Genomic DNA, 22,702 nt, shown 5'->3' with positions numbered 1-22,702 from the left:
CCATGCTTCCGCGCTTCTTCATCCACCGCCCGGTATTCGCCTGGGTGCTGGCGATCTGCATCATGGCCTTCGGCGCGATCGCCGTCAGCCAGCTGCCGGTCGAACAGTACCCGGACATCGCACCGCCGCAGGTCAACATCACGGCCAACTACACCGGTGCCTCGGCGCAGACGGTGGAAGACAGCGTCACCCAGGTGATCGAGCAGCAGATCAAGGGCATCGATCACCTGCTGTACTTCTCCTCCACCAGTTCGTCATCGGGGCAGGCGCGGATCACGGTCACGTTCGACCAGAGCGCCAATCCGGATATCGCCCAGGTCCAGGTGCAGAACAGCGTCAACCAGGCCATCAACCGGCTGCCGCAGGAAGTGCAGCAGCAGGGCGTGACCGTGGCGAAGTCGCAGGGCGACTCGCTGATGGTGGTATCGCTGTACGACACCAGCCGGCGCATGGAACGGGTGGACGTTTCCGACTTCCTGGTCAGCAACGTGCAGGATCCGATCAGCCGCATTCCGGGTGTGGGCGAGATCAATGTGTTCGGCTCGGCGTATGCGATGCGCGTGTGGCTGGACCCGCACAAGCTGCGCGCCTACGACCTGATGCCGGCCGACGTGCGCACGGCCATCCAGGCCCAGAACACCCAGGTCACCGCCGGTGAGCTGGGAGCGTTGCCATCCAGTGCAACGCAGAGCCTGAATGCCACCGTCACTGCCCAGTCGCGCCTGCAGACGCCCGAACAGTTCCGCGCGATCATCCTGCGCACGCTTCCCAGCGGCGCTGCAGTGCACCTGGGCGACGTGGCACGGGTGGAGATCGGTGCCGAGAACTACCAGACCAGCAGCTATCTCAATGGCTATCCGGCGGCGGGTTTCTCGGTCACGCTGGCCTCCGGGGCCAACGCGCTGGCCACCGCGGATGCGGTCCGCGAGGAGATCGAGCGCCTGCGACCAACGTTCCCGCCCGGGCTGCAGGTCGCCTATCCCCGCGACAGCACACCGTTCGTGCGCGTTTCGATCGAGGGTGTCATCCATACCCTCATCGAAGCCATCGTGCTGGTGGTCGTGGTGATGTTCCTGTTCCTGCAGAACCTGCGTGCCACGTTGATCCCCGCGATCACGGTGCCGGTGGTGCTGCTGGGCACGTTCGGCGTGCTGGCGGTCGCCGGATTCACGATCAACACGCTCACCTTGTTTGCGATGGTGCTGGCGATCGGCCTGCTGGTCGACGACGCGATCGTGGTGGTGGAGAACGTGGAGCGCATCATCCACGACGAGCACCTGCCGCCACGCGAGGCCACCGAAAAATCGATGGGCGAGATCACCGGCGCGCTGATCGGCATCACCGTGGTGCTGGGCGCGGTGTTCCTGCCGATGGCCCTGTTCGGTGGTTCCACCGGCATCATCTACCGCCAGTTCTCGATCACCATTGCATCTGCGATGGCGCTGTCGGCGCTGGTCGCGCTGACGCTGACCCCGGCGCTGTGCGCGACCCTGCTCAAGCCATCTTCGGCGCAGAAGCCGCAGGGCCGCTTCTTCAGGGCGTTCAACCGGGGTGTCGAGCGCAGCCAGTTGGCCTATCAGGGAAAGCTCGGTGGCGTGGTCGCCCGGCCGCGGCGCTGGATGGCGTTCTACCTGCTGCTGGTGGTGGCCATGATTGCGCTGTACGCGCGCATGCCCACCGGCTTCCTGCCGGTGGAAGACCAGGGCCAGGTGACCTTCCAGTTCTCCACGCCGGAGGGCACGCCGATGGCGCGTACCGAAGCGCTGGGCGAACAGATCAGCCGCTACTTCATGGAGCACGAGAAGCAGAACCTGGACGTGGTGTTCGTGGTGGTCGGCCGCAACAATGCCGGCACCGGCCAGAACGCCGGACAGGGCTTCCTCGCACTGAAGCCCTGGGATGAGCGTACCGGCGACAACACCGCTGCGGCGATCATCACGCGTGCCAATGCCTACTTCCGCGGGTTGCCCGATGCCAGGGTCAATGTGCTGGCACCGCCGGCAGTGCGTGGACTGGGCCAGTCCAGCGGCTTCGAACTGTGGTTGCAGGACACCAGCGCCGCCGGGCGCGTGGCCCTGCAGGCGGCGCAGGAACAGGTGGTGCGTGCGGCCGGCGAAGACGATGGGCTCACCTCGGTGCGCCTGAACGGCCTGGGCGACAAGGCCGAGCTGCGGCTGGACATCGACCATGCGCAGGCCAGTGCGCTGGGGCTGTCCCAGGCTGACATCAATTCCACCCTGTCCGCGGCCTGGGGCGGCAGTTACATCAATGATTTCCTCGATCGTGGCCGGGTCAAGCGTGTGTACATGCAGGGCGACCAGCCCTACCGCAGCGTGCCCGACGACATCGGCCAGTGGTACGTGCGCGGTGGCAACGGTCAGATGGCTTCGTTCGCCAGCTTCGCCAGCAGCCACTGGGCGCGCGGGCCGCAGCTGCAGCAGCGCTTCAACGGCCTGCCGGCGATGCAGATCCAGGGCAGTGCCGCCGAAGGACGCAGCTCGGGCGAGGCGATGCAGCGCATGCAGGCGCTGGTTGCGGACCAGCCGGGTTTCGACCTGCAGTGGAGTGGCCTCTCCTACCAGGAGCGGCTGGCCAGCAACCAGACGCTGTGGCTGTACCTGGCCTCGATTGCCTTCATCTTCCTGTGCCTGGCTGCGCTCTATGAAAGCTGGACGGTGCCGGTGGCCGTGGTACTGGTGATTCCACTGGGGGTCATCGGCACGGTGCTGGCGACCACCGCGGCGGGCTTCGTCAACGACATCTACTTCCAGGTCGGTCTGCTGACCACCATCGGCCTGTCGGCGAAGAATGCGATCCTGATCGTGGAGTTCGCCGAGGCCCGCTATCGCGCGGGCAGTTCAGCGGTGGAGGCTGCGCTGCAGGGCGCACGCCTGCGCCTGCGGCCGATCGTGATGACGTCGCTGGCCTTCGTGGCCGGCGTGATTCCGTTGGCGCTGGCGACGGGTGCGGGTGCAGTCAGTCGACGTGAAATCGGCATGAGCGTGATCGGCGGCATGCTGTCCGGCACGCTGCTGGCGGTGATGCTGGTGCCGCTGTTCTTCGTGCTGGTCCGCAGCCTTGGCCGATCCCGGCCGCAGGACTGAGGGGGCCACCTGTCATCTGCCTGCCGCAGCACCATCACCCGTTCTTTGCCGATGCAGGGCTAGCGTAGGTCGTCCCCGTCCCCCACGGAGACCCGCCATGTGGCTGCTCGACCATCTCTGGCCTGGCCGCAGACCCTCACCTCCCCCGGTCGCGGCCGAGCCGCAGGCCGCGCCCCGTCGCCCCTGGCTGAAACGCCCGGTGCGGGCCGGGCGCAGCGGCATGGCACCCTGGCAGAAGGTCGCCGCACCGCCGCGGCGCACACGCCACTAGGCGGTGCGGTCGGCGGGGTGGTTGACCCCGTCGTTGACCGGGATCATGCCCAGTGCAAACGGGTCGATGCCCTCCAGGCAGGCCACGTTGTAGCCGTACTGGTCCGGGTTGGAGCGACGCCGGTGGTGGGTGTAGATGCCGCACACGCCGCAGAAGTAGTGCTCGGCCACATGCGTGTTGAACTGGTACAGCCGCAGGTGGTCCTGCCCGCGCACCACCTGCAGGCCCGCGCGGGTGACGCTGGCGGCGATGGCGCCACGTCGGCGGCACATCGAGCAGTCACAGCGGCGCGGGTCGACGATGCCATCAGGCAGGTCCAGCAGCAGTTCGACCGTACCGCAGTGGCAGGTGGCGCGGTGCCGGGGTTGGACCGGAACGCCGGCCACGGACGTGATACCCATCGTTTCTCCTGTGTGGTGGAAGGCGGCCGCAGGGGCCGCTGCCGACCCTGCGCCGGCCTGCCTGAACGGGCCGTAGATGCGACGCTGATCCGGCTTGTGGCTAACTATGCGGCTTCAAGACCGCGACAGGATGCCAGTGAACGCCGCAGGACGTTGGATGACAGGAAGTGCCATGGCGCTGGCGGCGCTGTGGGTGACCGGGCTGCTGGCGTACCAGTTGCCGGGGCCGGGCTGGTTGGCCATCGGCGTGGCCGTGCTGTGGCTGCTGGTTGCCCTGTGGGTGTCGTGGCGGATCGCGCGTGGCCGTGGGTCACGCAGGTTGGGCCTGATGTTCGGCGCATCGCTGGCGCTGGCCGTGCTGTGGTGGCTGCTGCTGACCCCGCGCCAGGACCGCGTATGGGCCGACGACGTCGCGCAGCGGCTGCACGTGGTGTCCTTCGATGGCCGCCACGTGGTGTTCGACAACGTGCGTGATTTCACCTGGCGCACCGAGACCGACTACGACGCACACTGGGTGCGCCGCGGGTACGACCTGGACCAGCTGCGCTCGGCCGACCTGGTGCTGTCGTACTGGATGGGCCCGGCCATCGCCCACACCCTGATCTCGTTCGGCTTCGAGGATGGCCGCCACGTGGTGTTCTCTCTGGAGATCCGCAAGGAACGCGGTGAATCGTTCTCGGCACTGGGCGGCTTCTTCCGCAAGTTCGAGATGACCCTGGTGGCGTCGGAGGAGACCGACATCATCCGCACCCGCACCAATGCGCGCGGTGAGGATGTCTACCTGTACCGGCTGCATGGCATGGACCGCACGCAGCTGAAGGAACTGTTCGCGGCCTACATCGAACAGGCGCGCGACCTGGATGCGAAGCCGGGCTTCTACAATACGCTGACCAGCAACTGCACCACGATCGTCTTCGACCTGGCCCGCCACATCGCACCGCGCCTGCCGCTGGATTACCGCCTGCTGCTGTCCGGTTACCTGGCCGAGTACGCGCAGGAGGTCGGCGCGCTCACTCCAGGCGTGCCGTACGCCGAGCTGCACGACAAGGGCCGCATCACCCAGCGTGCGCTGGACCTGGGCGATGGCCCGCACTTCTCCACCGTGATCCGCCAGGGCGTGCCCGGCACCGAGCAGGACCCGCAGTAATGACCCGATTCTTCCCATCCCGCTGGCAGCGCCTGCTGCCGGTGTTGTTCGCTGCCTTCCTGCTGCTGGGCAGCAGCGGTTGCGCGATGGTCACCGTCAAGCAGGTCAAGTCCAGCGATTCGCTGGTCAACAAGCGTGCCGACGTGCTCAACACCGGCAAGCTCAGCCCGGCCGCGCGCGAGACGCTCAGCGCGGCAGGCCTGGATGAGTCGCAGTGCGAGAAGGACTTCCTGGTCTGTCGCAGCACCCTGCTGATGACCGACGATCTCAATGTCGAGCAGCGGTTGTCGGCGCTGTCCGAACTGTGGGTGAAGGCGGCGCTGGCGCTGACCCCGAAGAAGACCGCTGCCGGTGATCCACCGATGAGCGATGCGGCGCTGGATGCCTGGCTGGAAGCGGCGCGCTATGCCTACGCCTACTTGTTCCACAGCGGCCGGTCTCCGTCTGATCGTGCTTTCGAGGACCGGCAGACGCAGGTACGCGACTACTACAACTACGCGGCCGAGAAGGCGGCAGTGGTGCTGTTCGTGCGCGCGCGTGCCTCTGCATTGGCCGGCGAGGACTATACGAAGCCGATTTCGGTCGGCAGCTGGTCGCTGGCCTCCAACTACCAGCAGCTGAACCTGAAGAGCATTCCCGCGCAGCTGGTGCCGGCTGGCACGGTCAGCTTCGTCGGCCTGCGCAGCACCTATCGCCGCGATGGCTTCGGTGCCGAGCTGGTGATGGTGATGGACCCGCCGAAGCTGGTCGCGCCGGTGATCGCACCCGATGGCCCCAAGGCCGAGGCGCCGCAGGAGGATGAGGACGACGCACGCCGTGGCCGCCGCCATCGCCATGACGACTCGGTGCCTGAGTTCAGCGAGATGTCCTCGATCAACGTCACTGCGCTGCTGCGCTTCGAGGGCAGCAGCCTGGAAGACGTGATGCGCACGCGCCGGGTCGAGCTGGACGCCTATTCGCCGGAAGCCACCGAGCGCATCACCCTGCATGGCGAACAGGTGCCGCTGGCCGGCAACTTCACGGCGGCCTACGGCCTGTGGCTGGCGCAGAGCGGTTTCGCCCGGCAATCTCTGCGCACGCTGTTCGGCATGAGCGAGGGCATCGGCGAACCGCACATCTACCTGATGCAGCCGTGGGACCCGAACCGCCGCATCATCTTCATGCTGCATGGCCTGGCCAGCAGCCCGGAAGCCTGGGTGAACCTGGCCAACGAGATCATGGGCGACCCCGAGCTGCGCCAGCAGTTCCAGGTCTGGCAGGTCTATTACCCGACCAATGCACCGATCGCTCTGAACCGCTACGAGATCGCCAACGCGTTCAACGATACGCTCAAGCACTTCGATCCCAATGGCAGTACGCGTGCATCGAAGGACATGGTCTACATCGGGCACAGCATGGGCGGCGTGCTGGCGCGCCTGCTGGTCAGCGACTCGGGCGACGTGCTGTGGAATGACCTGCTGGCCAACTACGACCTGAAGGGCGAACGCCTGAAGCGGGTGCAGAACAAGCTGGGTCCGCTGCTGCATTTCAAGGCGCAACCGAACGTGGAGCGCGCGATCTTCATCGCCGCGCCACACCAGGGCACCGACATCGCCGGCAACAAGGTCGGTCGCCTGATCGGTCGCCTGGTGCGCCTGCCGCTGACCATCCTCGGCAAGTTCGAGGACGTGTTCCTGGCGCTGGCGCAGGCCGAACAGCAGGTCGATGGCACCGCCAAGCCGAAGATCCCCAACAGCATCGACAACCTCAAGGCCAGCGATCCGTTCGTGAAGGCCGCCGCGCAGTTGCCGATCGAGGCGGGCCTGAAGTACCACTCGATCATCGCCCAGCGCAAGCCGGAACTGCCGGTGGAGAAATCCGATGACGGGCTGGTGCCGTACTGGAGCGCGCACCTGCCGGGCGCACTGTCGGAGAAGGTGATCATCTCCGGCCACAGCGTGCAGGAGACCCCGCAGGCGGTGCTGGAAGTGCGGCGCATCCTGCATCGGGACATCGATGATGTGGGAGCCGACAGGACACCCTGACCGCTGCCTTCGCCGGGCGTGGCCCGGCGGAATCCGCCCGGTGGCGTTACACCCGTCGCGCGATCACCGTGGCCAACACCGCAAGGCCGAAGGTGATGGCCAGGCACAGCAGGTAGCCAGTGTGCGGGGCGCTTTCCACGAACAATGCGAACAATGCACCGGAGACCGCCAGCGCGGTGGTCACCGACAGGGCCTCGCTCAGCTGCAGTGCCGAGGTGTTGGCACCCTGCTCCTGCGGCGCCGACAACGACAGCGTCAGCACCGACAGGCTTGCGTAGATCATGCCCATGCCGAAGCCGGTCACGGCCCAGCCGAGCAGCGACACCGGCAGTGGCACCACGTTGAACAGCACTGCCAGCGTGGCGGCAATGCCGACCGTCATCATCGTCGTGCCGGCGCGCAGCAGCTGCTGGCGTGACCAGCCACGCTGCTGGTGGCCCTGCAGCCACGAGCCGGCGAACCAACCCAGCGCACCGAGACTGAGTACGGCACCGGCCCAGCTGGGCGAAAGGCCACGTTCGCGCTGCAGCAGCAGCGGCAGGTAGGCCTCGCAGGCGAAGAAGGCGGCAGCCGCGATGCCACGCAGCGCGATCACGCTGGGCAGGCCACGGCGCAGGATCAGTGTTCCGGGCGGAAGCAGTCGATGTACGCAGAACAGCAGCGCCAGCATCGCCACGCCGATGCAGAGCAGGGCGGGCAGGCCCTGTTGCTGACCGCCGAAGTACAGCAGCAACGCGGCCAGCGAGGCACCACTGGCCCAGCGCACCACCTTGCCGTGTCCATCGTCGGCGGTGCTGGCGGGACTGGACTGCATGCGTGCCAGTGCGGGGCGCAGCAGCAGGGCCGCCGGAACCGCCAGCAATGGCACCGCCAGGAACACCCAGCGCCAGCCCAGGTGCTGCACGATCAGGCCGCTCAACGCCGGGCCGACCATCGATGGCACCACCCAACCGGCCGAGAAGGCGGCGAATACCTTCGGCCGCAGGTGCTCCGGGTAGCTGCGGCCGACCATCACGTACAGCGAGACCGAGATCGCGCCCGCACCCAGGCCCTGCAGCAGGCGTCCTGCCACCAGCATGCCCATGCGCATGGCAAAGCCGGCCAGCAGCAGGCCCAGCACGAAGCAGGCCAACCCGTACCAGAGCGGCCGTGCCGGTCCATGGCGGTCGGCGCATCGCCCGGCCAGGGTCATGCCGATCACGCTGGTGGCCAGGGTACCGCCGAAGGCCAGTGCGTACAGGCGCAGGCCGTCCAGTGCCACGGCCACGGTCGGCATGGCGGCCGCCACCGCCAAGGCCTCGAAGGCGTGCAGCGCGACCAGCGCGACCATGCCGATGGTGGTGGCGCGGTAGCGCGCGGACAGGATCGAAGTGTCGGCCGTTGAACTGGCGTTGGCGGGGGAGAGCGTGGGGGTCATACGGGTCAGATGCGGGCCGCGCTTGTCAACAGGCGGCGAAGATAGCAGCATGACACCTCAACTGCAGTTGAGGTCAAGCAATGGTGTCCCAGGAACTGAGCGTTGGCGAAGTCTCCCAGCGCAGTGGCGTGGCGGTTTCGGCGCTGCACTTCTACGAGCGCAAGGGGCTGATCAGCAGCCTGCGCACTTTGGGCAACCAGCGCCGCTACAGCCGCGACGTGCTGCGCCGGCTGGCGGTGATCCGCGTAGCGCAGCGCGTGGGCATGCCATTGGAAGCGGTCGGCCGTGCCTTCGAGAGCCTGCCCGACGGCCGCGCACCGACCAAGGCGGATTGGGCCAAGTTGTCCGCGCGCTGGCGCACCGAGCTGGAGGAGCGCATCCACATGCTGCAGCTGCTGCGCGATGAGCTGACCGGCTGTATCGGCTGCGGCTGCCTGTCGCTGCAGCGCTGCCGCCTGGCCAATCCCGAAGACATCCTGGGCGAACGCGGCGACGGCCCGATGCGCTGGGAGTGACCGGGAAAAAGGGGACGCGCTTCCGGTAGCGCCGGGCCATGCCCGGCGGACGAAAACGACTTAATCCCCTCCGTCCCCTTTTTCTTACCAGACCGTGATCGTCTCGCCGCTCTGGATGCCTTCCACCGCGCGCTGGTAGCCCAGCGCCGCGCGCTGCGCGCTCACGGCTTCGAAGCCCGGGAAGTAGGGGCCGTAGGCCGCCATCGATTCGATCAGCACGTTCGGGCTGACTACATTGATGCGCAGGCCACGGGGCAACAGCTCCAGCGCCGCCGCACGCACGAAGCCTTCCAGTGCGGTGTTCACTGCGGTGGCGTTGACGCCGTCGCGGATCGGCTGCGCGCTGATGATGCCGCTGGTCAGGGTGATCGAACCGCCTGCATTGAGGTGATGCTGCGCGGCCAGCGCCAACCGCACCTGCCCCAGCAGCTTGTCCTGCAGGCCGAGGTTGAACTGTGCCGGCGTCATCGCCTGCAGCGGACCGAAGTGCACCGAGCCGGTGGTGGAAATCACTGCATCGACCGGGCCGGTGCGTGCGAACAGCTCGGCAACGCTGGCGTCGTCGGTCAGGTCCACGCGCAGCTCACCGCTGCGGCGGCCGGCGGCCAGGATCTCGTGCTGCTGACCGAGCTGGCGAGCAACTGCCTGGCCAAGGGTGCCGCTGGCACCGACGAGGAGGATCTTCATGGTCGTTCCTTGCGAGGAGATGGTCGCAGTCTGCGCCCTCACAAAGGGGTTGGGTAAGGGGCGTATGATTCGCTGATTCCTAACTCTGGATTAGTAATGGATACGTTGCGCTGCATGCAGGCCTTCGTCGCCGTGGCCGAGCGCGGGAGCTTTGCAGGGGCTGCCGAACAGCTGCAGGTGTCGGCGGTGATGGTCGGCAAGTACATCCAGCAGCTGGAGGCGCATCTGGGCACGGCCTTGCTGCAGCGGAACACCCGCCGCCAACGCCTGACCGAAGCTGGCGAGGCCTACCTGGCCGGTTGCCGGCAGGTGCTGGAGCAGGTGCAGCAGGCCGAGGCGGATGTGGCCGGCCTGCAGGTACAGCCGCGTGGCCTGCTGCGGGTCAGCGCGCCAACCACCTGGGGTTCCTGCGTGCTGGCTCCGCAGCTGGCCACGCTGTTGCGCGCGCAGCCGCAGTTGAACGTCGAGCTGGACCTGAGCAACCGCCGCGTGGACCTGATCGAGGAGGGTTTCGACGTGGCGATCCGGGTGGGTCCGCTGCCGTCGCAGGAAGTGGTGGCGCGGCCGCTGCCGCCGTACGCGATGAGCCTGTGCGCGGCGCCCGCGTACCTGCGCCGGCGCGGCACGCCGCGCACACCCGCCGATCTGGAAGGGCATGACTGCCTGAGTCATCTGGCCTGGCGAGGTGGTCACGGCTGGCAGTTGGCCAACGGTGAACAGGTGGACTGGGAAGCGCGCCTGACCTGCAATGATGGTTTCGCGTTGCGCGAAGCTGCGGTGGCCGGAGCAGGGCTGGTGCTGCAACCGACCGCGTTGTTGGCGGGCGAGATCGCGGCCGGGCGCCTGAAGCCGCTGCTGCGCGACTACCTGCCCGAACCGCGGCCGATGCACCTGATCTACCTGCCTGATCGACGGCCGCGCCCGCGGTTGCAGTGCTTCGTTGATTTCGTCATGACCACGTTGGGGCGGTAGATGGGGTCAGATCCCTTTGCCCCGGCAAAGGGATCTGACCCCAGGGGATCAATCATTCGCCGCAGACAATTCCTGCCCGCGCACCTGCGCGGCGCGCAGCGCGGTGTCCACCAGCGCCTCGAAACCACCGGCCTGGAAGCTCTCGATCGCGGCCTGGGTGGTTCCGTTCGGCGAGGTCACGCGGCGGCGCAGCTCGGCCGGGCTTTCACCGGCCTCATCCAGCATGCGCGAGGCACCCAGCAGGGTCTGCACCACCAGCGTGCGCGCGGCGTCGGGCGGCAGGCCCTGGGCGATACCTGCAGTTTCCATCGCTTCGGCCAGCAGGAACACGTAGGCCGGTCCGCTGCCGGAGACGGCGGTGACCGAATCCATCAGTGCTTCGCTGTCGATCCACACCGTGCGGCCTGCGCTGGCCAGTACCTTCTCGGCCTGTGCGTGCTGCTGCGCATCCACCGACGCGGTGGCGAACAGACCGGTCACACCGGCGCCGAGCAGGGCGGGGGTGTTGGGCATCGCGCGTACCACCGGCAGGTTGCCACCCAGCCAGCGTTCCAGCTGCGTGCTGGTGATGCCCGCGGCAATCGATACCACCAGCGGCCGGTTCGCCTGTGCCAGCGCCTGCAGCGACTGGCAGACCTCGCGCAGCACCTGCGGCTTCACCGCCAGCAGCCAGGTGCTGCCCTGCGCAGCGGCATCAACCGCGTTGTCATGCACCTGCACACCGAAGTCGGCGGCCATCGCCTGGCGCAGTTCGGCCACCGGTTCGGCGACGTGGATGTGCGCGGCGGGTGTGCCCTGGCGGATCAGGCCGGCGATCAGGCTGCGCGCCATGTTGCCGCCGCCGATGAAAGTAATGGAATCAGCTGCCATGGAAATCTCCTCGGAAAGTCAGGCTGGGCGCGGGCGTGCGCCGAACAGTGCGGTACCGATGCGCACCAGGGTGGCCCCCTCGGCGATGGCTTCAGCGTAGTCGCCGCTCATGCCCATCGACAGCGTGTCCACCTGCGGGTGCTGGGTCGCCAGTGACTGGAAAAGTGTGCGCATGCGCACGAACGCATCGCGGCGACGCTCGGCCTCGGGCCACGGCGCGGGAATCGCCATCAGGCCACGCAGGCGCAGGTGGGGTTCGGCGGCAATCGCGCTGGCCAGTGCCTGCACCTGTTCCGGCGCACAGCCGTGCTTGCTTGATTCGTCGTCGATGTTGACCTGGATCAGAACGTTCAGCGGGCCACGCGCGGCCGGACGATGGCGCGCCAGTGCGGCGACCAGCTTGGGCCGGTCCACGCTCTGCACCCAGTCGAAGTGAATGGCCACGGCATCGGCCTTGTTCGACTGCAGGTGGCCGATCAGGTGCCATTCCAGCGCCAGGTGCTGCAGCGCCTGCATCTTGGCCAGCGCTTCCTGCACGTAGTTCTCGCCGAAGGCGTGCTGGCCATGCGCGGCCAGCGCGGCCACGGCCTCGGCCGGCTGGGTCTTGGACACCGCCAGCAGGCGTGGGTCGGGCCTGCCAGCGGCCTCGGCGGCGGCATGCAGGTTGCTCAGGATCTGGGGCAGGGGAGTGGCCACGTAACGCGTTCCGTTGAATCAGGAGGCTATACTGCCGCCCGGGGAAAGATCCTTCCAGTCGAAGCCGTTATTGGGGAGTAGCCGCTCATGGATATCGCCGAACTGCTGGCGTTTTCCGTAAAGAACAAAGCGTCCGACCTGCACCTGTCCGCAGGCCTGCCGCCGATGATCCGCGTAGACGGCGACGTTCGCCGGATCAACATTCCAGCCCTGGACCACAAGCAGGTCCATGCGCTGGTGTACGACATCATGTCCGACAAGCAGCGCCGCGATTACGAGGAATTCCTCGAAGTGGACTTCTCCTTCGAGATTCCGTCGCTGGCGCGCTTCCGAGTGAACGCCTTCAACCAGAACCGCGGCGCCGGTGCGGTGTTCCGTACCATTCCGTCCGAGGTGCTCACCCTCGAGGACCTGGCCTGCCCGCCGCTGTTCCGCGAGGTGATCCAGCAGCCACAGGGCCTGATCCTGGTGACCGGGCCGACCGGCTCGGGCAAGTCGACCACGCTGGCGGCGATGATCGACTACATCAACAAGAACGAATACGGCCACATCCTCACCGTCGAGGATCCGATCGAGTTCGTGCACACCTCGCAGAAGTGCCTGATCAACCAGCGCGAAGTGCACCGCGACACGCACGGCTTCAATGAAGCGCTGCGCTCGGCACTGCGTGAGGACCCGGACATCATCCTGGTCGGCGAACTTCGTGACCTGGAAACCATCCGCCTGGCGCTGACCGCCGCGGAAACCGGCCACCTGGTGTTCGGCACCCTGCACACCAGTTCGGCGGCGAAGACCATCGACCGCATCATCGACGTGTTCCCCGCCGGCGAAAAGCCGATGGTGCGCTCGATGCTGTCCGAGTCGCTGCGTGCGGTGATCTCGCAGGCGCTGCTGAAGAAGGTTGGCGGCGGTCGTACCGCAGCGTGGGAAATCATGGTCGGCACCCCGGCCATCCGAAACCTGATCCGCGAGGACAAGGTGGCGCAGATGTATTCGGCCATCCAGACCGGCCAGCAGTACGGCATGATGACCCTGGACCAGCACCTGCAGGACCTGGTCAAGCGCAGCCTGATCACACGAAACCAGGCCCGCGAGTACGCCAAGGACAAGCGCCTGTTCGAGTAAGGCGGGGCAGCAACGGGGCAGCGTGCGCCAGTGCGCTGCTGTTCCCGTGTTGTTTCCTCCACCGACCGTTACCTGGTAAACCGCTTTCCGGGAGCCCGCCGTGAACACCACCGCGACCACCATTGATTTCACTTCATTCCTCAAGCTGATGGCGCACCAGCGCGCCTCGGACCTGTTCATCACCGCCGGCATGCCGCCGGCGATGAAGGTCAACGGCAAGATCTCGCCAATCACGCAGACCCCGCTGACGCCCCAGCAGAGCCGCGACCTGGTCCTCAACGTGATGACCCCGGCGCAGCGCGAGGAATTCGAGAAGACCCACGAGTGCAACTTCGCCATCGGCCTGTCCGGTGTCGGCCGCTTCCGTGTCAGCTGCTTCTACCAGCGCAACCAGGTCGGCATGGTGCTGCGTCGCATCGAGACGCGCATTCCGACCGTAGAAGAACTGAGCCTGCCGCCGATCATCAAGACGCTGGCGATGACCAAGCGCGGCATCATCCTGTTTGTCGGCGCCACCGGTACCGGTAAATCGACCTCGCTGGCGGCGATGATCGGCTACCGCAACCAGAACTCGACCGGCCACATCATCACCATCGAAGATCCGATCGAGTTCGTGCACAAGCACGAAGGCTGCATCATCACCCAGCGTGAGGTCGGCATCGATACCGACAGCTGGGAAGCCGCGTTGAAGAACACCCTGCGCCAGGCGCCGGACGTGATCATGATCGGTGAGGTGCGTACCCGCGAAGGCATGGACCACGCCATCGCGTTCGCCGAGACCGGTCACCTGGTGCTGTGCACCCTGCATGCCAACAACGCCAACCAGGCGATGGACCGCATCGTCAACTTCTTCCCGGAAGACCGCCGCAACCAGCTGCTGATGGACCTGTCGCTGAACCTCAAGGGCGTGGTCGCGCAGCAGCTGGTGCCGTCGCCCGATGGCCGCTCGCGAAAGGTAGCGATGGAGATCCTGCTCGGCACGCCGCTGGTGCAGGACTACATCCGCGATGGCGAGATCCACAAGCTGAAGGAAGTGATGAAGGACTCGGTCCAGCTGGGCATGAAGACCTTCGACCAGAGCCTGTTCGAGCTGTACCAGGCCGGCGAGATCAGCTATGAAGACGCGCTGCGCTACGCCGATTCGCAGAACGAAGTGCGCCTGCGCATCAAGCTCAGCCAGGGCGGCGACGCACGCACCCTGTCGCAGGGGTTGGATGGCGTGGAGATCTCCGAGATCCGGTGATCCGCCGATCTGTAGAGTCGACTGTCAGTCGACTATCGCGCGCAGCGCGGGATTTTCGCGGCCGGTGGAAGAGCAGTCGACTGACAGTCGACTCTACAGGGCGCGCGGGCGATTGATGAATTCCAGTCATGACCGACTGCCATCCAGTCGGTTCAATCCATTGCCAATGCAGGCGTATCGTCAGCGCTCCCCCTCTGGAGCATGACGATGCAGACACGTGAACTCGGCCGCAGCGGCCTGAAGGTTTCCGCCCTGGGCCTGGGCTGCATGGGCCTGAGCCACGGCTACGGCCAGCCGGTCGAGCGCAGCCAGGGCATCGCCCTGCTGCACGCCGCCGTCGAACGCGGCGTGACCTTCTTCGACACCGCCGAAGTGTATGGCCCGTACACCAATGAAGACCTGCTCGGCGAGGCGCTGGCGCCGTACCGCGACAAACTGGTGATCGCCACCAAGTTCGGCTTCAAGGATGCGCGCGTCGATACCGGCCTGGACAGCCACCCGCAGAACATCCGTGCAGTGGCCGAGGCCAGCCTCAAGCGCCTGCGCACCGACCATATCGATCTGTTCTACCAGCACCGCGTCGACCCGAACGTGCCGATCGAGGATGTGGCCGGCACCGTGCGCGACCTGATCGCCGAAGGCAAGGTCGGCCACTTCGGCCTGTCCGAGGCCAGCGCGGCCACCGTGCGGCGCGCGCACGCGGTACAGCCGGTGGCAGCGGTGCAGAGCGAGTACTCGCTGTGGTGGCGCGAACCGGAGCGCGAGCTGCTGCCGACCCTGCAGGAGCTGGGCATCGGCTTCGTGCCGTTCAGCCCGCTGGGCCGTGGCTTCCTGACCGGCGCGATCAACGCCGACACCACCTTCGACGCCAACGACTTCCGCAACACCGTGCCGCGTTTCGAAGTGGAAGCGCGCCGCGCCAACCAGGCGCTTGTGGACCGCATCAGCACGATTGCGGCCGCACGCGGTGCGACCCCGGCACAGGTGGCACTGGCCTGGCTGCTGGCACAGGCGCCGTGGATCGTACCGATTCCGGGCACCACGAAGATCCACCGGCTGGAAGAGAACCTGGGCGCGGCCGAGCTGCAGCTGGCGCCGGAGGAACTGCAGCGCATCGCACAGGCGCTGGACGAAGTGTCGATCGTCGGCGAGCGCTACAACGCACAGCGTGCGGCACAGGCCAAGGGCTGATTACAAGGTGGGTGGGAACCAGGGTGGGTGCGGACTCTTGGTCCGCACTCCTCAACTCCCCATTGGCCCGCGCAGCGCATCCAGCACCGTGCGCATCGCCACCGTTACATGCCGGCGCGACGGGTAGTACGCGTAGTAGCCATCGAAGTACGGGCACCAGTCGTCCAGCACCGATTGCAGCCGGCCATCGTCCAGCATCGGCTGTACCTGGTCTTCCGGCAGCCACGCCAGCCCGCTGCCGGCCAGCGCGGCGGCGCGGGTCATGCCCATGCTGTTGAAGATCCACTGACCGCCCACGCGTACGCTCAGTTCGTTGCCGTCCTGGCCGAAATCCCACGGCATCAGCCCGCCATGCGTGGGCAGGCGCAGGGTCACGCAGTTGTGGTTGGCCAGTTCGTCCGGATGCCGTGGCACCACATGCTGGCGGAAGTAGTTGGGGGCACCCACCACGCGCATGCGCAGCGGCGGGCTGACCGGCACGGCGACCATGTCGCGGGCCAGCCGCTCCCCCAGGCGGATGCCGATGTCGTAGCGCTCGGCGACGATGTCGGCCAGCCCGTAGTCGGCGGTCAGCTCCACCTTGAGGTCCGGATACTGCTGCAGCAGCGGCGCCAGCCGTGGCCAGGCGATGTATTCGGCGGCATGGCCGGTGGCATTGATGCGGATGGTTCCAGCCGGGCGCTCGCGGTATTCGGCCAGCGCGGCCAGCCCATCCTCGATCTCGGCCAGGCGAGGGGCGAGCGTTTCCAGCAGGTGGGCGCCGGCTTCGGTGGTGGACACGCTGCGCGTGGTGCGGGTCAGCAGGCGCACGCCAAGGCGCTGCTCCAGGCCGCGCATGGCATGGCTGAGCGCAGACTGGGAGACACCCAACTGGGCGGCGGCCTTGGTGAAGCTGCCCGCGCGGGCGACGTGGACGAAGGCCTGCAGGTCGTTGAGGTTTTCACGGGGCATGCGGGAATGATACGGCCGGGCTGCGCCCGGCACCCGCCGAATCAACGTCAACGGGAACGTCAAAAGCTGGCTTCCTGTGGGAGGCGGGGTGGCTCAGGTTGCGGGGGACGGCGCAAGTACGTCCATGTAGCCTCGGTCGCGCCATCCATGGCGCTCACGCCCCCGCAACCTGAGCCACCCCGCCTTCGACAGTTTCCCGCGAGCTGTTGGAACGGCTCCGATCCCATTCTGTGTGGACGAGTGGGTGTGTCGATTTCTGCGTCTGTGGTTCGTCGAATGAATGACTTCAACGGGAGCTGCACATGAGCACTGACACCAAGCCGAAAGGCCCGGCCTCGTACTTCCCCTCCATCGAGAAGACCTACGGGCAGCCGGTGGCGCACTGGTTCGGCCTGCTGTCGAAGAAGAAGGGGCTCAAGCACATGGAACTGGTCAGCTTCCTGAAGAGCGAGCACGGGCTGGGCCATGGCCACGCCAACGCGCTGGTGGCGCACCACCTGGCCGGCAAGGGGTGACCGGCGGCCGGCGGCCGGCAGGGCGGGGCGCATTCAGCTGAACGATTTCATCTGCAACTGTCATGCGGATCGTGTCTAATAGCGCTCCCCACCTGCTGTTCCCCCACCTGTATGTCCCTTCCCTCCCATGGCCCCGCGCCGTGCGACGACGCTGACGGCCACTTGGTCACCGCCGGTCCGCTGACCCCGCCGCCCGACAGCGCTGGTACCACCGCCGACGAAAAAGCGCTGCGCCACTCGATCGCCGAGGATGTGCAGGGCATGGTGCTGGCCACGATGGTGGCCTCGCTGGGCCTGGCCATCTTCGCCAAGAGCGGGCTGATGATCGGCGGCATGGCCGGCATGGCCTTCCTGCTGCATTACGCGTTGGACTGGAACTTCGGCGTGGTGTTCGTGCTGGTCAACCTGCCGTTCTACTGGGTGGCGCTGCGGCGCATGGGCTGGGAATTCACCCTGAAGACCTTTGCCGCGGTCACCGCCTGTGGCGTGCTGACCGACCTGCTGCCACGCTGGATCGACTTCTCGCACATACACCCGCTGTATTCGGCGATCGTCGGTGGCGCGTTGTCAGGGCTGGGCATCCTGTTCTTCATCCGCCACCGTGCCAGCCTGGGTGGCATCGGCATCCTGGCGGTGTACCTGCAGCGCACCCGCGGCTGGAGCGCGGGCAAGGTGCAGATGTCCTACGACGCGTGCCTGATGGTGGCCGCGTTCTTCGTGCTGTCGCCGTCGAAGGTGCTGTACTCGGCCATCGGCGCGGTGGTGCTCAGCCTGGTGCTGATGTTCAACCACCGCCCGGGCCGTTACATGGGGGTGTGATCGCGTTCGCCGGGCATGGCCCGGCGCTACTGGAACCACCACGTGGCAGCGCCGGGCCATGCCCGGCGGATTTGCATCAGCAGCCAGCCACCTGCACCCATGGCGGGGCCAGCGTCAGCAGCCGCGCATGCACCGGGCAGTCCGCAGCATGCGCCCCCGGCAGGTAGCCCAGGCTCATCAGGAACTCGCCGGTGATCTCGCCGCCGGTGAAGCGGAACGTCTTCTTGAACAGCTTCACCCAGTCGGCCTTGCTGCGCGGGTGGTGCGCATCCAGCCACGCCGCGAAGCTGCCATGGCTGGCACGCAGCTGCTGGATCACCTGCGCGTTGTGGATCGCCGCCAGCACCTTCAGCCGGTTGCGGATGATGCCGGCGTCCGACAGCAGGCGTTCGATGTCCTGCTCGGCATAGGCTGCCACGCGGTCCACATCGAAACCGTCATAGGCTGCGCGGAAGCCCTCGCGCTTTTTCAGGATCGTTTCCCAGCTCAGGCCGGCCTGGTTGATTTCCAGCACCAGCCGTTCGAACAGCTCGCGCTCGTCACGCTGCGGGAAGCCGTATTCGTTGGCGTGGTAGTAGTCGTGCACCGGATGGCCCGGAGCGATGAGGCAGTAACCGGACACGTCGAACTCCTGCGCGGTGGGACGTCATTATGCGCGCCGTGACCGCCGGGTGGAGGCGCCCGGCGCGCCCAGCCGCTAGAATGGGGCCATGCCTGTAACGCCGACCTCCCTTGCCGATCACCTGCTCGTCGCGCTGCCGTCGCTGCTCGACGCGACCTTTGCCCGCAGCGTCGCGCTGATCTGCCAGCACGACGAGAACGGGGCGATGGGTGTGCTGGTCAACCAGCCGTCCGAGTACACGCTGGGTGAAGTGCTTGCGCAGATGGACATCACCACCGGTGATGGCGACCTGCAGGCGCGCATGGTGCTCAACGGCGGCCCGGTGCATCCCGAGCGCGGCTTCGTCATCCATGACGACGCGCGGGCGTGGGATTCCAGCCTGACCGTGGGCGATGGCCTGTACCTGACCACCTCGCGCGACATCCTCGAAGCGATGGCGCGCGGCGAAGGCCCGGCCAACGCCGTGGTTACCCTCGGCTGTGCCGGCTGGGGCGCAGGGCAGCTGGAAAGCGAGCTGTCCGAGAACAGCTGGCTGACCGTGCCGGCCGACGCCGAGCTGGTGTTCCAGCTGCCACTGGAGCAGCGCTGGCAGGGTGCGGCCTCGCGTATCGGCGTGGACCTGTTCCGGCTGACGGATTACAGCGGCCATGTCTGAGCCGGCCGCGCCCGCACCGATATCTCCTGCTCCGGCGATCCGCCGTGACGGCACCGTTCTTGGCTTCGATGTCGGCTCGCGACGGATCGGCGTGGCCATCGGCAGTGCCTTCGCGGCGCATGCGCGCGCGGTGGCGGTGGTCGATGTGCACGGCAACGGCCCGGACTGGACCGCGATCGAGCGCCTGCTCAAGGAATGGAAGCCCGATGGCCTGGTCGTCGGCGACCCGCTGACCCTGGACGGCCAGGACCAGCCCAACCGCAAGCGCGCGCAGGGCTTCGCCCGCCAGCTGCGGGAACGCTTCAAGCTGCCCGTGGTGATGATCGACGAGCGTTCCAGCTCGGTCGAGGCCGCCCGCCGCTTCGCCGTCGAGCGCGCCGAAGGGCGCAAGCGCCGCCGAGATGCGGCCGCCCTCGATGCCGTGGCCGCGGCGGTGATCATTGACCGCTGGCTGTCGTCGCCGGACGACGCCACCCCCATTCCCTGACTGCCCGACTCCCGCCATGACTGCCCAGCAAATCGATGCCTCCGGACGCCTGCGCCACCTGCTGACCCTGGAGGGCCTGCCGCGCGAAACCCTGTTGCAGCTGCTCGACCGGGCAGGGCAGATCCGCGATGCCGCGGTCGGTCGCGTCGGCAACAAGCGTCATGTACTGGCCGGTTCGGCGGTGTGCACGCTGTTCTTCGAACCGTCCACGCGCACCCGCAGCTCGTTCCAGCTGGCCGCGCAGCGCCTGGGCGCCGACGTGCTGAACTTCGATGCCTCGACCTCGTCCACGCGCAAGGGTGAAACCGCCTGCGACACGCTGCGCAACCTGGAAGCGATGGGCGTGCGTGGCTTCGTCGTGCGCCACCCCGATGACGGCGCCGTGGCCGCACTGGCCGAAGCGGCGGGCGAAGGCACTGCGCTGATCAACGCCGGTGACGGCCGCAGTTCGCACCCGACCCAGGGCCTGCTGGACATGCTGACCCTGCGCCAGGCCAAGGGCCCGGATTTCTCGAAGCTGAAGGTGGTGATCGTCGGCGACGTGAAGCACTCGCGCGTGGCCCGCACCGATCTGCATGCGCTGCGCACGCTGGGCGTGGGCGAAATCCGCGTGTGCGGTCCGCAGTCGCTGCTGCCGGACGACAAGACCTTGAAGGGCTGCGTGGTCGGCGATGATTTCGATGCGATGCTGGAAGGCGTCGACGCGCTGATGATGCTGCGCCTGCAGCGCGAGCGCATGGAAGAAGGCCTGGTGCCGTCGCTGGAGCAGTACCACGCCCAGTACGGCCTGACCAATGAGCGCCTGGCACGCGCCGGCAAGGATGCGGCAGTGCTGCACCCGGGCCCGATCAACCGCGGCGTGGAAGTGACCGACGAGGTGGCCGACGGCCCGCAGTCGTGGGTACTGCGCCAGGTCGCCAACGGCGTCGCCGTGCGCATGGCCGTGCTGGAAACCCTGCTGGGCTGATCTGCCGCATCACCATGGTGGGTGCCAACCCTGGTTGGTACTGCTGCTGTGGTGGGTGCCATCCTTGGTTGGCACTGCTGCCGTGGTGGGTGCCAACCTTGGTTGGCACTGCTGCCGTGGTGGGTGCCAACCTTGGTTGGCACTGGCCTACCCTTGCGAAGGTGATTTCCCGATGTTCAGGGAACAAGCGCCCGCCCATGCTCTTCTGCATGAACAGCGCCCACCTCCTGCTAGGCCGTCACTCCACTATCGGCCAGAGCTACATCCTCACAACGAACGTGCATGGCCGGGCGGCGCTGTTCGCCAACGACGCCGTTGCGGATACCGCCGTGCAGGAGTTCCGGCGTCTGGATCTGGAAGGTCTGACCCATTCGATTGCCTACGTGGTCATGCCGGATCACATTCACTGGTTGATGCAGCTGCGCGCGGCATCGCTCGACGTTGTCATGAAGCGCTTCAAGTCGCGTACGGCCGTGCACGCAAACAGGGTACTGGGCAGGGTGGGGCGCTTCTGGCAGTCCTGCTATCACGATCATGCAATCCGCTCTGATGAATCGCTGTTCCTGCACGCGATGTATGTGATGGCGAATCCGATCAGGGGGGGCTGGCAACGCAGCTTGGCGAGTACCCGCATGCGTGGTGTCAGTGGGAACTCGAAGGTTCTGCCAAGGCGGAGTTCATGGGGGCGGACAGATAGTGCCAACCAAGGTTGGCACCCACCGAAACCAGGATCCAACCAGGGTTGACAGCCACTGGAGCCAGGATCCAACCCTGGTGGGCAGCTACCGGAAGCCGCGGCTCACCGCTTCTGCGCGAACAGCCAATCCCACATTGCCGGGTCGGCATAGGTGGCGTCCCAGGCGTTGTGGTTGCCGTCGGGGTACTCGGTATAGCGCACGTCGCGCGCATTGGTGGCCAGGAAGGCGCTGTGCAGCCGGCGGTCGTCGTCCGGAGGCACCACATCGTCCAGTGCGCCGTGGAAGATCCAGATCGGTGTGTGCCGCAGGCGTTGCGCGATCACCGCATACGGATCTGACTCCTGCGCGACCTGCTCGACGAACAGGGTCGGTCGCTTCGCGCGCGGTGCGAACACGGCACCGCATACCGGTACGATCGCGGCAAAACGATGCGGGTCGTCCAGGCCGATGTTCCAGCTGCCATAACCGCCCATCGACATGCCGGTCAGGTACTGCCGTGCCGGGTCGGCGCCGAATTCGTCGACGATCGCGTCCAGTGCGGCCAGCGCCATGCGGTTGTTGCGGCCGCTCCATTCGGAATGGCGCGGTGCCTGCGGAAACACCACCAGGGCCGGGAAGTCCGGGTGCTCGCGCAGATAGGGGCCCAGTCCCGAGTAGGTCTGCTTGACGCCATCGGCGCCGCGCTCGCCCGAGCCGTGCAGGAACAGGATGACCGGAGGCCCGCCCTGCGTGGCTGCGCTGCCTGGGGCGGAGGCGCGGACGCCGGCAGGAATGAAGACCTGGTAGTAGGCGGTTTCGCCATCCACCTTCACCGCGCGGCCCTCGAAATGCCCGCGCGCGCTGTCCGGCACCGAGGCGCAACCGGAAATCATCAGTACGGCCAGCAGCGGCAGCCAGCGCGACATCGAACGGACCATGGGACTTCCCGAGGCGGTAGGGTCAGCTGCATCGTAGTCCGCCGCCGTCAACGCGGCATCATGCGCCGCGTCACTCCGGCCGTGGGAAGCTGGCGATGATCTCCAGCTGCTCCCGTGCTTCGGCATTGCCTTCGGCGGCGGCGGCCTGCACCTGCGCCAAATCCGGGTGCAGCACCACCAGCAGCGGGTTCTCGCAGACCGGGCAGTCGTACTCGGTGGCGTCTTCGTCCAGTTCCATTTCCATGGCGCGCGAGCTGCCCTTCCATTCGCAGGCCGGGCAGGTGTGCTGCTGGTCGCGCCAGCCGGGCTGGAAGTAGTTTTCGATGGTGGTTGCCATGGGGTGTTCCGGTTGGGATCGGGTCGGAGCCCCGCGCAGCGGGGATCCGACCCTGGGTTTGGAGTGGGCCG

Annotated in this window: 22 protein-coding genes and 1 pseudogene; 14 read left to right on the top strand and 9 right to left on the bottom strand. The window is 67.0% G+C overall.

Annotated features, from left to right (window positions below; all coding sequences use genetic code 11):
• Nucleotides 1–2: 2 nt before the first annotated feature.
• Entirely contained in the window at nt 3–3,104 is a 3,102-nt protein-coding gene (locus AC5P88_RS05365) for an efflux RND transporter permease subunit (RefSeq protein ID WP_495224505.1), read from the top strand.
• Nucleotides 3,105–3,371: 267 nt separating this feature from the next.
• On the opposite strand, the gene AC5P88_RS05360 is transcribed toward AC5P88_RS05365, so the two are convergent.
• Nucleotides 3,372–3,776: a GFA family protein gene (locus AC5P88_RS05360; RefSeq protein ID WP_106549857.1), complete on the bottom strand. Its 405-nt coding sequence runs from the start codon at nt 3,774–3,776 to the stop codon at nt 3,372–3,374.
• A 172-nt stretch (nt 3,777–3,948) separates the two neighbouring features.
• On the opposite strand from AC5P88_RS05360, the gene AC5P88_RS05355 reads away from it, so the two are divergent.
• Together AC5P88_RS05355 and AC5P88_RS05350 are read left to right on the top strand one after the other, a co-directional pair.
• Nucleotides 3,949–4,923: an Lnb N-terminal periplasmic domain-containing protein gene (locus AC5P88_RS05355; protein ID WP_495224541.1), complete on the top strand. Its 975-nt coding sequence runs from the start codon at nt 3,949–3,951 to the stop codon at nt 4,921–4,923.
• Nucleotides 4,923–6,947 carry an esterase/lipase family protein gene (locus tag AC5P88_RS05350; RefSeq protein ID WP_111111562.1) on the top strand — a complete coding sequence of 675 codons (2,025 nt, stop codon included), beginning with the start codon at nt 4,923–4,925 and terminating at the stop codon, nt 6,945–6,947. The genes AC5P88_RS05355 and AC5P88_RS05350 overlap by 1 nt, the downstream gene beginning before the upstream one ends.
• 46 nt (nt 6,948–6,993) lie before the next feature.
• Here AC5P88_RS05350 and AC5P88_RS05345 read toward each other — a convergent pair whose 3' ends face one another.
• On the bottom strand, nt 6,994–8,415 hold the full coding sequence (locus tag AC5P88_RS05345; protein WP_106549860.1) for an MFS transporter: 1,422 nt from the start codon (nt 8,413–8,415) through the stop codon (nt 6,994–6,996).
• Nucleotides 8,416–8,444: 29 nt separating this feature from the next.
• Between AC5P88_RS05345 and soxR the strand changes: the two genes are divergently transcribed.
• Complete coding sequence (soxR, locus tag AC5P88_RS05340) at nt 8,445–8,879, top strand: redox-sensitive transcriptional activator SoxR (RefSeq protein ID WP_495224504.1); 435 nt, start codon at nt 8,445–8,447, stop codon at nt 8,877–8,879.
• An 84-nt stretch (nt 8,880–8,963) separates the two neighbouring features.
• Here soxR and AC5P88_RS05335 read toward each other — a convergent pair whose 3' ends face one another.
• Entirely contained in the window at nt 8,964–9,566 is a 603-nt protein-coding gene (locus AC5P88_RS05335; RefSeq protein ID WP_106549862.1) for a short chain dehydrogenase, read from the bottom strand.
• A 96-nt stretch (nt 9,567–9,662) separates the two neighbouring features.
• On the opposite strand from AC5P88_RS05335, the gene AC5P88_RS05330 reads away from it, so the two are divergent.
• Nucleotides 9,663–10,538, top strand: a complete 876-nt coding sequence (locus tag AC5P88_RS05330) for a LysR family transcriptional regulator (protein WP_106549863.1) — start codon at nt 9,663–9,665, stop codon at nt 10,536–10,538.
• A gap of 48 nt (nt 10,539–10,586) precedes the next feature.
• On the opposite strand, the gene proC is transcribed toward AC5P88_RS05330, so the two are convergent.
• Nucleotides 10,587–11,408: a pyrroline-5-carboxylate reductase gene (gene proC / locus AC5P88_RS05325; RefSeq protein ID WP_106549864.1), complete on the bottom strand. Its 822-nt coding sequence runs from the start codon at nt 11,406–11,408 to the stop codon at nt 10,587–10,589.
• Nucleotides 11,409–11,426: 18 nt separating this feature from the next.
• Nucleotides 11,427–12,104 (bottom strand): YggS family pyridoxal phosphate-dependent enzyme, encoded by a 678-nt coding sequence (locus AC5P88_RS05320; RefSeq protein WP_106549865.1) that lies wholly within the window; start codon nt 12,102–12,104, stop codon nt 11,427–11,429.
• A gap of 87 nt (nt 12,105–12,191) precedes the next feature.
• On the opposite strand from AC5P88_RS05320, the gene AC5P88_RS05315 reads away from it, so the two are divergent.
• The 3 genes from AC5P88_RS05315 to AC5P88_RS05305 all read left to right on the top strand — a co-directional run bounded on the left by AC5P88_RS05315 (nt 12,192) and on the right by AC5P88_RS05305 (nt 15,663).
• Nucleotides 12,192–13,229 carry a type IV pilus twitching motility protein PilT gene (locus AC5P88_RS05315; RefSeq protein WP_004147099.1) on the top strand — a complete coding sequence of 346 codons (1,038 nt, stop codon included), beginning with the start codon at nt 12,192–12,194 and terminating at the stop codon, nt 13,227–13,229.
• Nucleotides 13,230–13,329: 100 nt separating this feature from the next.
• Complete coding sequence (locus AC5P88_RS05310; RefSeq protein ID WP_005408369.1) at nt 13,330–14,472, top strand: PilT/PilU family type 4a pilus ATPase; 1,143 nt, start codon at nt 13,330–13,332, stop codon at nt 14,470–14,472.
• Nucleotides 14,473–14,679: 207 nt separating this feature from the next.
• Complete coding sequence (locus tag AC5P88_RS05305) at nt 14,680–15,663, top strand: aldo/keto reductase (RefSeq protein WP_106551436.1); 984 nt, start codon at nt 14,680–14,682, stop codon at nt 15,661–15,663.
• Nucleotides 15,664–15,714: 51 nt separating this feature from the next.
• On the opposite strand, the gene AC5P88_RS05300 is transcribed toward AC5P88_RS05305, so the two are convergent.
• A complete protein-coding gene (locus AC5P88_RS05300) occupies nt 15,715–16,614 on the bottom strand; it encodes a LysR family transcriptional regulator (protein ID WP_106551437.1) in 900 nt (299 codons plus the stop codon).
• Between the two features lie 302 nt (nt 16,615–16,916).
• Here AC5P88_RS05300 and AC5P88_RS05295 point away from each other — a divergent pair, with 302 nt between their 5' ends.
• Both AC5P88_RS05295 and AC5P88_RS05290 read left to right on the top strand, forming a co-directional pair.
• Entirely contained in the window at nt 16,917–17,129 is a 213-nt protein-coding gene (locus AC5P88_RS05295; RefSeq protein WP_099553959.1) for a DUF4287 domain-containing protein, read from the top strand.
• A gap of 111 nt (nt 17,130–17,240) precedes the next feature.
• A complete protein-coding gene (locus AC5P88_RS05290) occupies nt 17,241–17,948 on the top strand; it encodes a YitT family protein (protein ID WP_099553961.1) in 708 nt (235 codons plus the stop codon).
• A gap of 76 nt (nt 17,949–18,024) precedes the next feature.
• Here AC5P88_RS05290 and AC5P88_RS05285 read toward each other — a convergent pair whose 3' ends face one another.
• Entirely contained in the window at nt 18,025–18,570 is a 546-nt protein-coding gene (locus tag AC5P88_RS05285; RefSeq protein ID WP_106551305.1) for a DNA-3-methyladenine glycosylase I, read from the bottom strand.
• A gap of 88 nt (nt 18,571–18,658) precedes the next feature.
• On the opposite strand from AC5P88_RS05285, the gene AC5P88_RS05280 reads away from it, so the two are divergent.
• The 4 genes and pseudogenes from AC5P88_RS05280 (at nt 18,659) to AC5P88_RS05265 (ending at nt 21,376) form a co-directional block, all read left to right on the top strand.
• Entirely contained in the window at nt 18,659–19,225 is a 567-nt protein-coding gene (locus tag AC5P88_RS05280) for a YqgE/AlgH family protein (protein ID WP_005408377.1), read from the top strand.
• 19 nt (nt 19,226–19,244) lie between these two features.
• A complete protein-coding gene (gene ruvX / locus AC5P88_RS05275) occupies nt 19,245–19,712 on the top strand; it encodes a Holliday junction resolvase RuvX (RefSeq protein ID WP_180851461.1) in 468 nt (155 codons plus the stop codon).
• A gap of 16 nt (nt 19,713–19,728) precedes the next feature.
• A complete protein-coding gene (locus AC5P88_RS05270) occupies nt 19,729–20,679 on the top strand; it encodes an aspartate carbamoyltransferase catalytic subunit (protein ID WP_106551303.1) in 951 nt (316 codons plus the stop codon).
• Nucleotides 20,680–20,888: 209 nt separating this feature from the next.
• Nucleotides 20,889–21,376: pseudogene (locus tag AC5P88_RS05265) on the top strand (REP-associated tyrosine transposase).
• A gap of 102 nt (nt 21,377–21,478) precedes the next feature.
• On the opposite strand, the gene AC5P88_RS05260 reads toward AC5P88_RS05265, so the two are convergent.
• Entirely contained in the window at nt 21,479–22,294 is an 816-nt protein-coding gene (locus AC5P88_RS05260) for a carboxylesterase family protein (RefSeq protein WP_106551302.1), read from the bottom strand.
• A 70-nt stretch (nt 22,295–22,364) separates the two neighbouring features.
• The gene (locus tag AC5P88_RS05255) at nt 22,365–22,631 is read right to left on the bottom strand and encodes a hypothetical protein (protein ID WP_106551301.1); all 267 of its coding nucleotides are present in this window, start codon (nt 22,629–22,631) and stop codon (nt 22,365–22,367) included.
• Nucleotides 22,632–22,702 lie beyond the last annotated feature (71 nt).

The sequence above is a fragment of the Stenotrophomonas sp. YJH_SMC_8 genome (assembly GCF_059371315.1).
Note: the sequence above shows the minus strand (reverse complement) of the source record. Positions and strands in the feature narration are given on the sequence as shown.

Bases quoted from the DNA above. Each gene is read 5' to 3' on its own strand.
- AC5P88_RS05270 (WP_106551303.1), top strand. From the start codon at position 19,729: ATGACTGCCCAGCAAATCGATGCCTCCGGACGCCTGCGCCACCTGCTG.
- AC5P88_RS05255 (WP_106551301.1), bottom strand. From the start codon at position 22,631: ATGGCAACCACCATCGAAAACTACTTCCAGCCCGGCTGGCGCGACCAG.
- AC5P88_RS05345 (WP_106549860.1), bottom strand. From the start codon at position 8,415: ATGCTGCTATCTTCGCCGCCTGTTGACAAGCGCGGCCCGCATCTGACC.
- AC5P88_RS05260 (WP_106551302.1), bottom strand. From the start codon at position 22,294: ATGGTCCGTTCGATGTCGCGCTGGCTGCCGCTGCTGGCCGTACTGATG.
- AC5P88_RS05330 (WP_106549863.1), top strand. From the start codon at position 9,663: ATGGATACGTTGCGCTGCATGCAGGCCTTCGTCGCCGTGGCCGAGCGC.
- AC5P88_RS05295 (WP_099553959.1), top strand. From the start codon at position 16,917: ATGAGCACTGACACCAAGCCGAAAGGCCCGGCCTCGTACTTCCCCTCC.
- proC (WP_106549864.1), bottom strand. From the start codon at position 11,408: ATGGCAGCTGATTCCATTACTTTCATCGGCGGCGGCAACATGGCGCGC.
- AC5P88_RS05290 (WP_099553961.1), top strand. From the start codon at position 17,241: ATGTCCCTTCCCTCCCATGGCCCCGCGCCGTGCGACGACGCTGACGGC.
- AC5P88_RS05335 (WP_106549862.1), bottom strand. From the start codon at position 9,566: ATGAAGATCCTCCTCGTCGGTGCCAGCGGCACCCTTGGCCAGGCAGTT.
- AC5P88_RS05365 (WP_495224505.1), top strand. From the start codon at position 3: ATGCTTCCGCGCTTCTTCATCCACCGCCCGGTATTCGCCTGGGTGCTG.
- AC5P88_RS05300 (WP_106551437.1), bottom strand. From the start codon at position 16,614: ATGCCCCGTGAAAACCTCAACGACCTGCAGGCCTTCGTCCACGTCGCC.
- soxR (WP_495224504.1), top strand. From the start codon at position 8,445: ATGGTGTCCCAGGAACTGAGCGTTGGCGAAGTCTCCCAGCGCAGTGGC.
- AC5P88_RS05305 (WP_106551436.1), top strand. From the start codon at position 14,680: ATGCAGACACGTGAACTCGGCCGCAGCGGCCTGAAGGTTTCCGCCCTG.
- AC5P88_RS05360 (WP_106549857.1), bottom strand. From the start codon at position 3,776: ATGGGTATCACGTCCGTGGCCGGCGTTCCGGTCCAACCCCGGCACCGC.
- AC5P88_RS05355 (WP_495224541.1), top strand. From the start codon at position 3,949: ATGGCGCTGGCGGCGCTGTGGGTGACCGGGCTGCTGGCGTACCAGTTG.
- AC5P88_RS05315 (WP_004147099.1), top strand. From the start codon at position 12,192: ATGGATATCGCCGAACTGCTGGCGTTTTCCGTAAAGAACAAAGCGTCC.
- AC5P88_RS05350 (WP_111111562.1), top strand. From the start codon at position 4,923: ATGACCCGATTCTTCCCATCCCGCTGGCAGCGCCTGCTGCCGGTGTTG.
- AC5P88_RS05280 (WP_005408377.1), top strand. From the start codon at position 18,659: ATGCCTGTAACGCCGACCTCCCTTGCCGATCACCTGCTCGTCGCGCTG.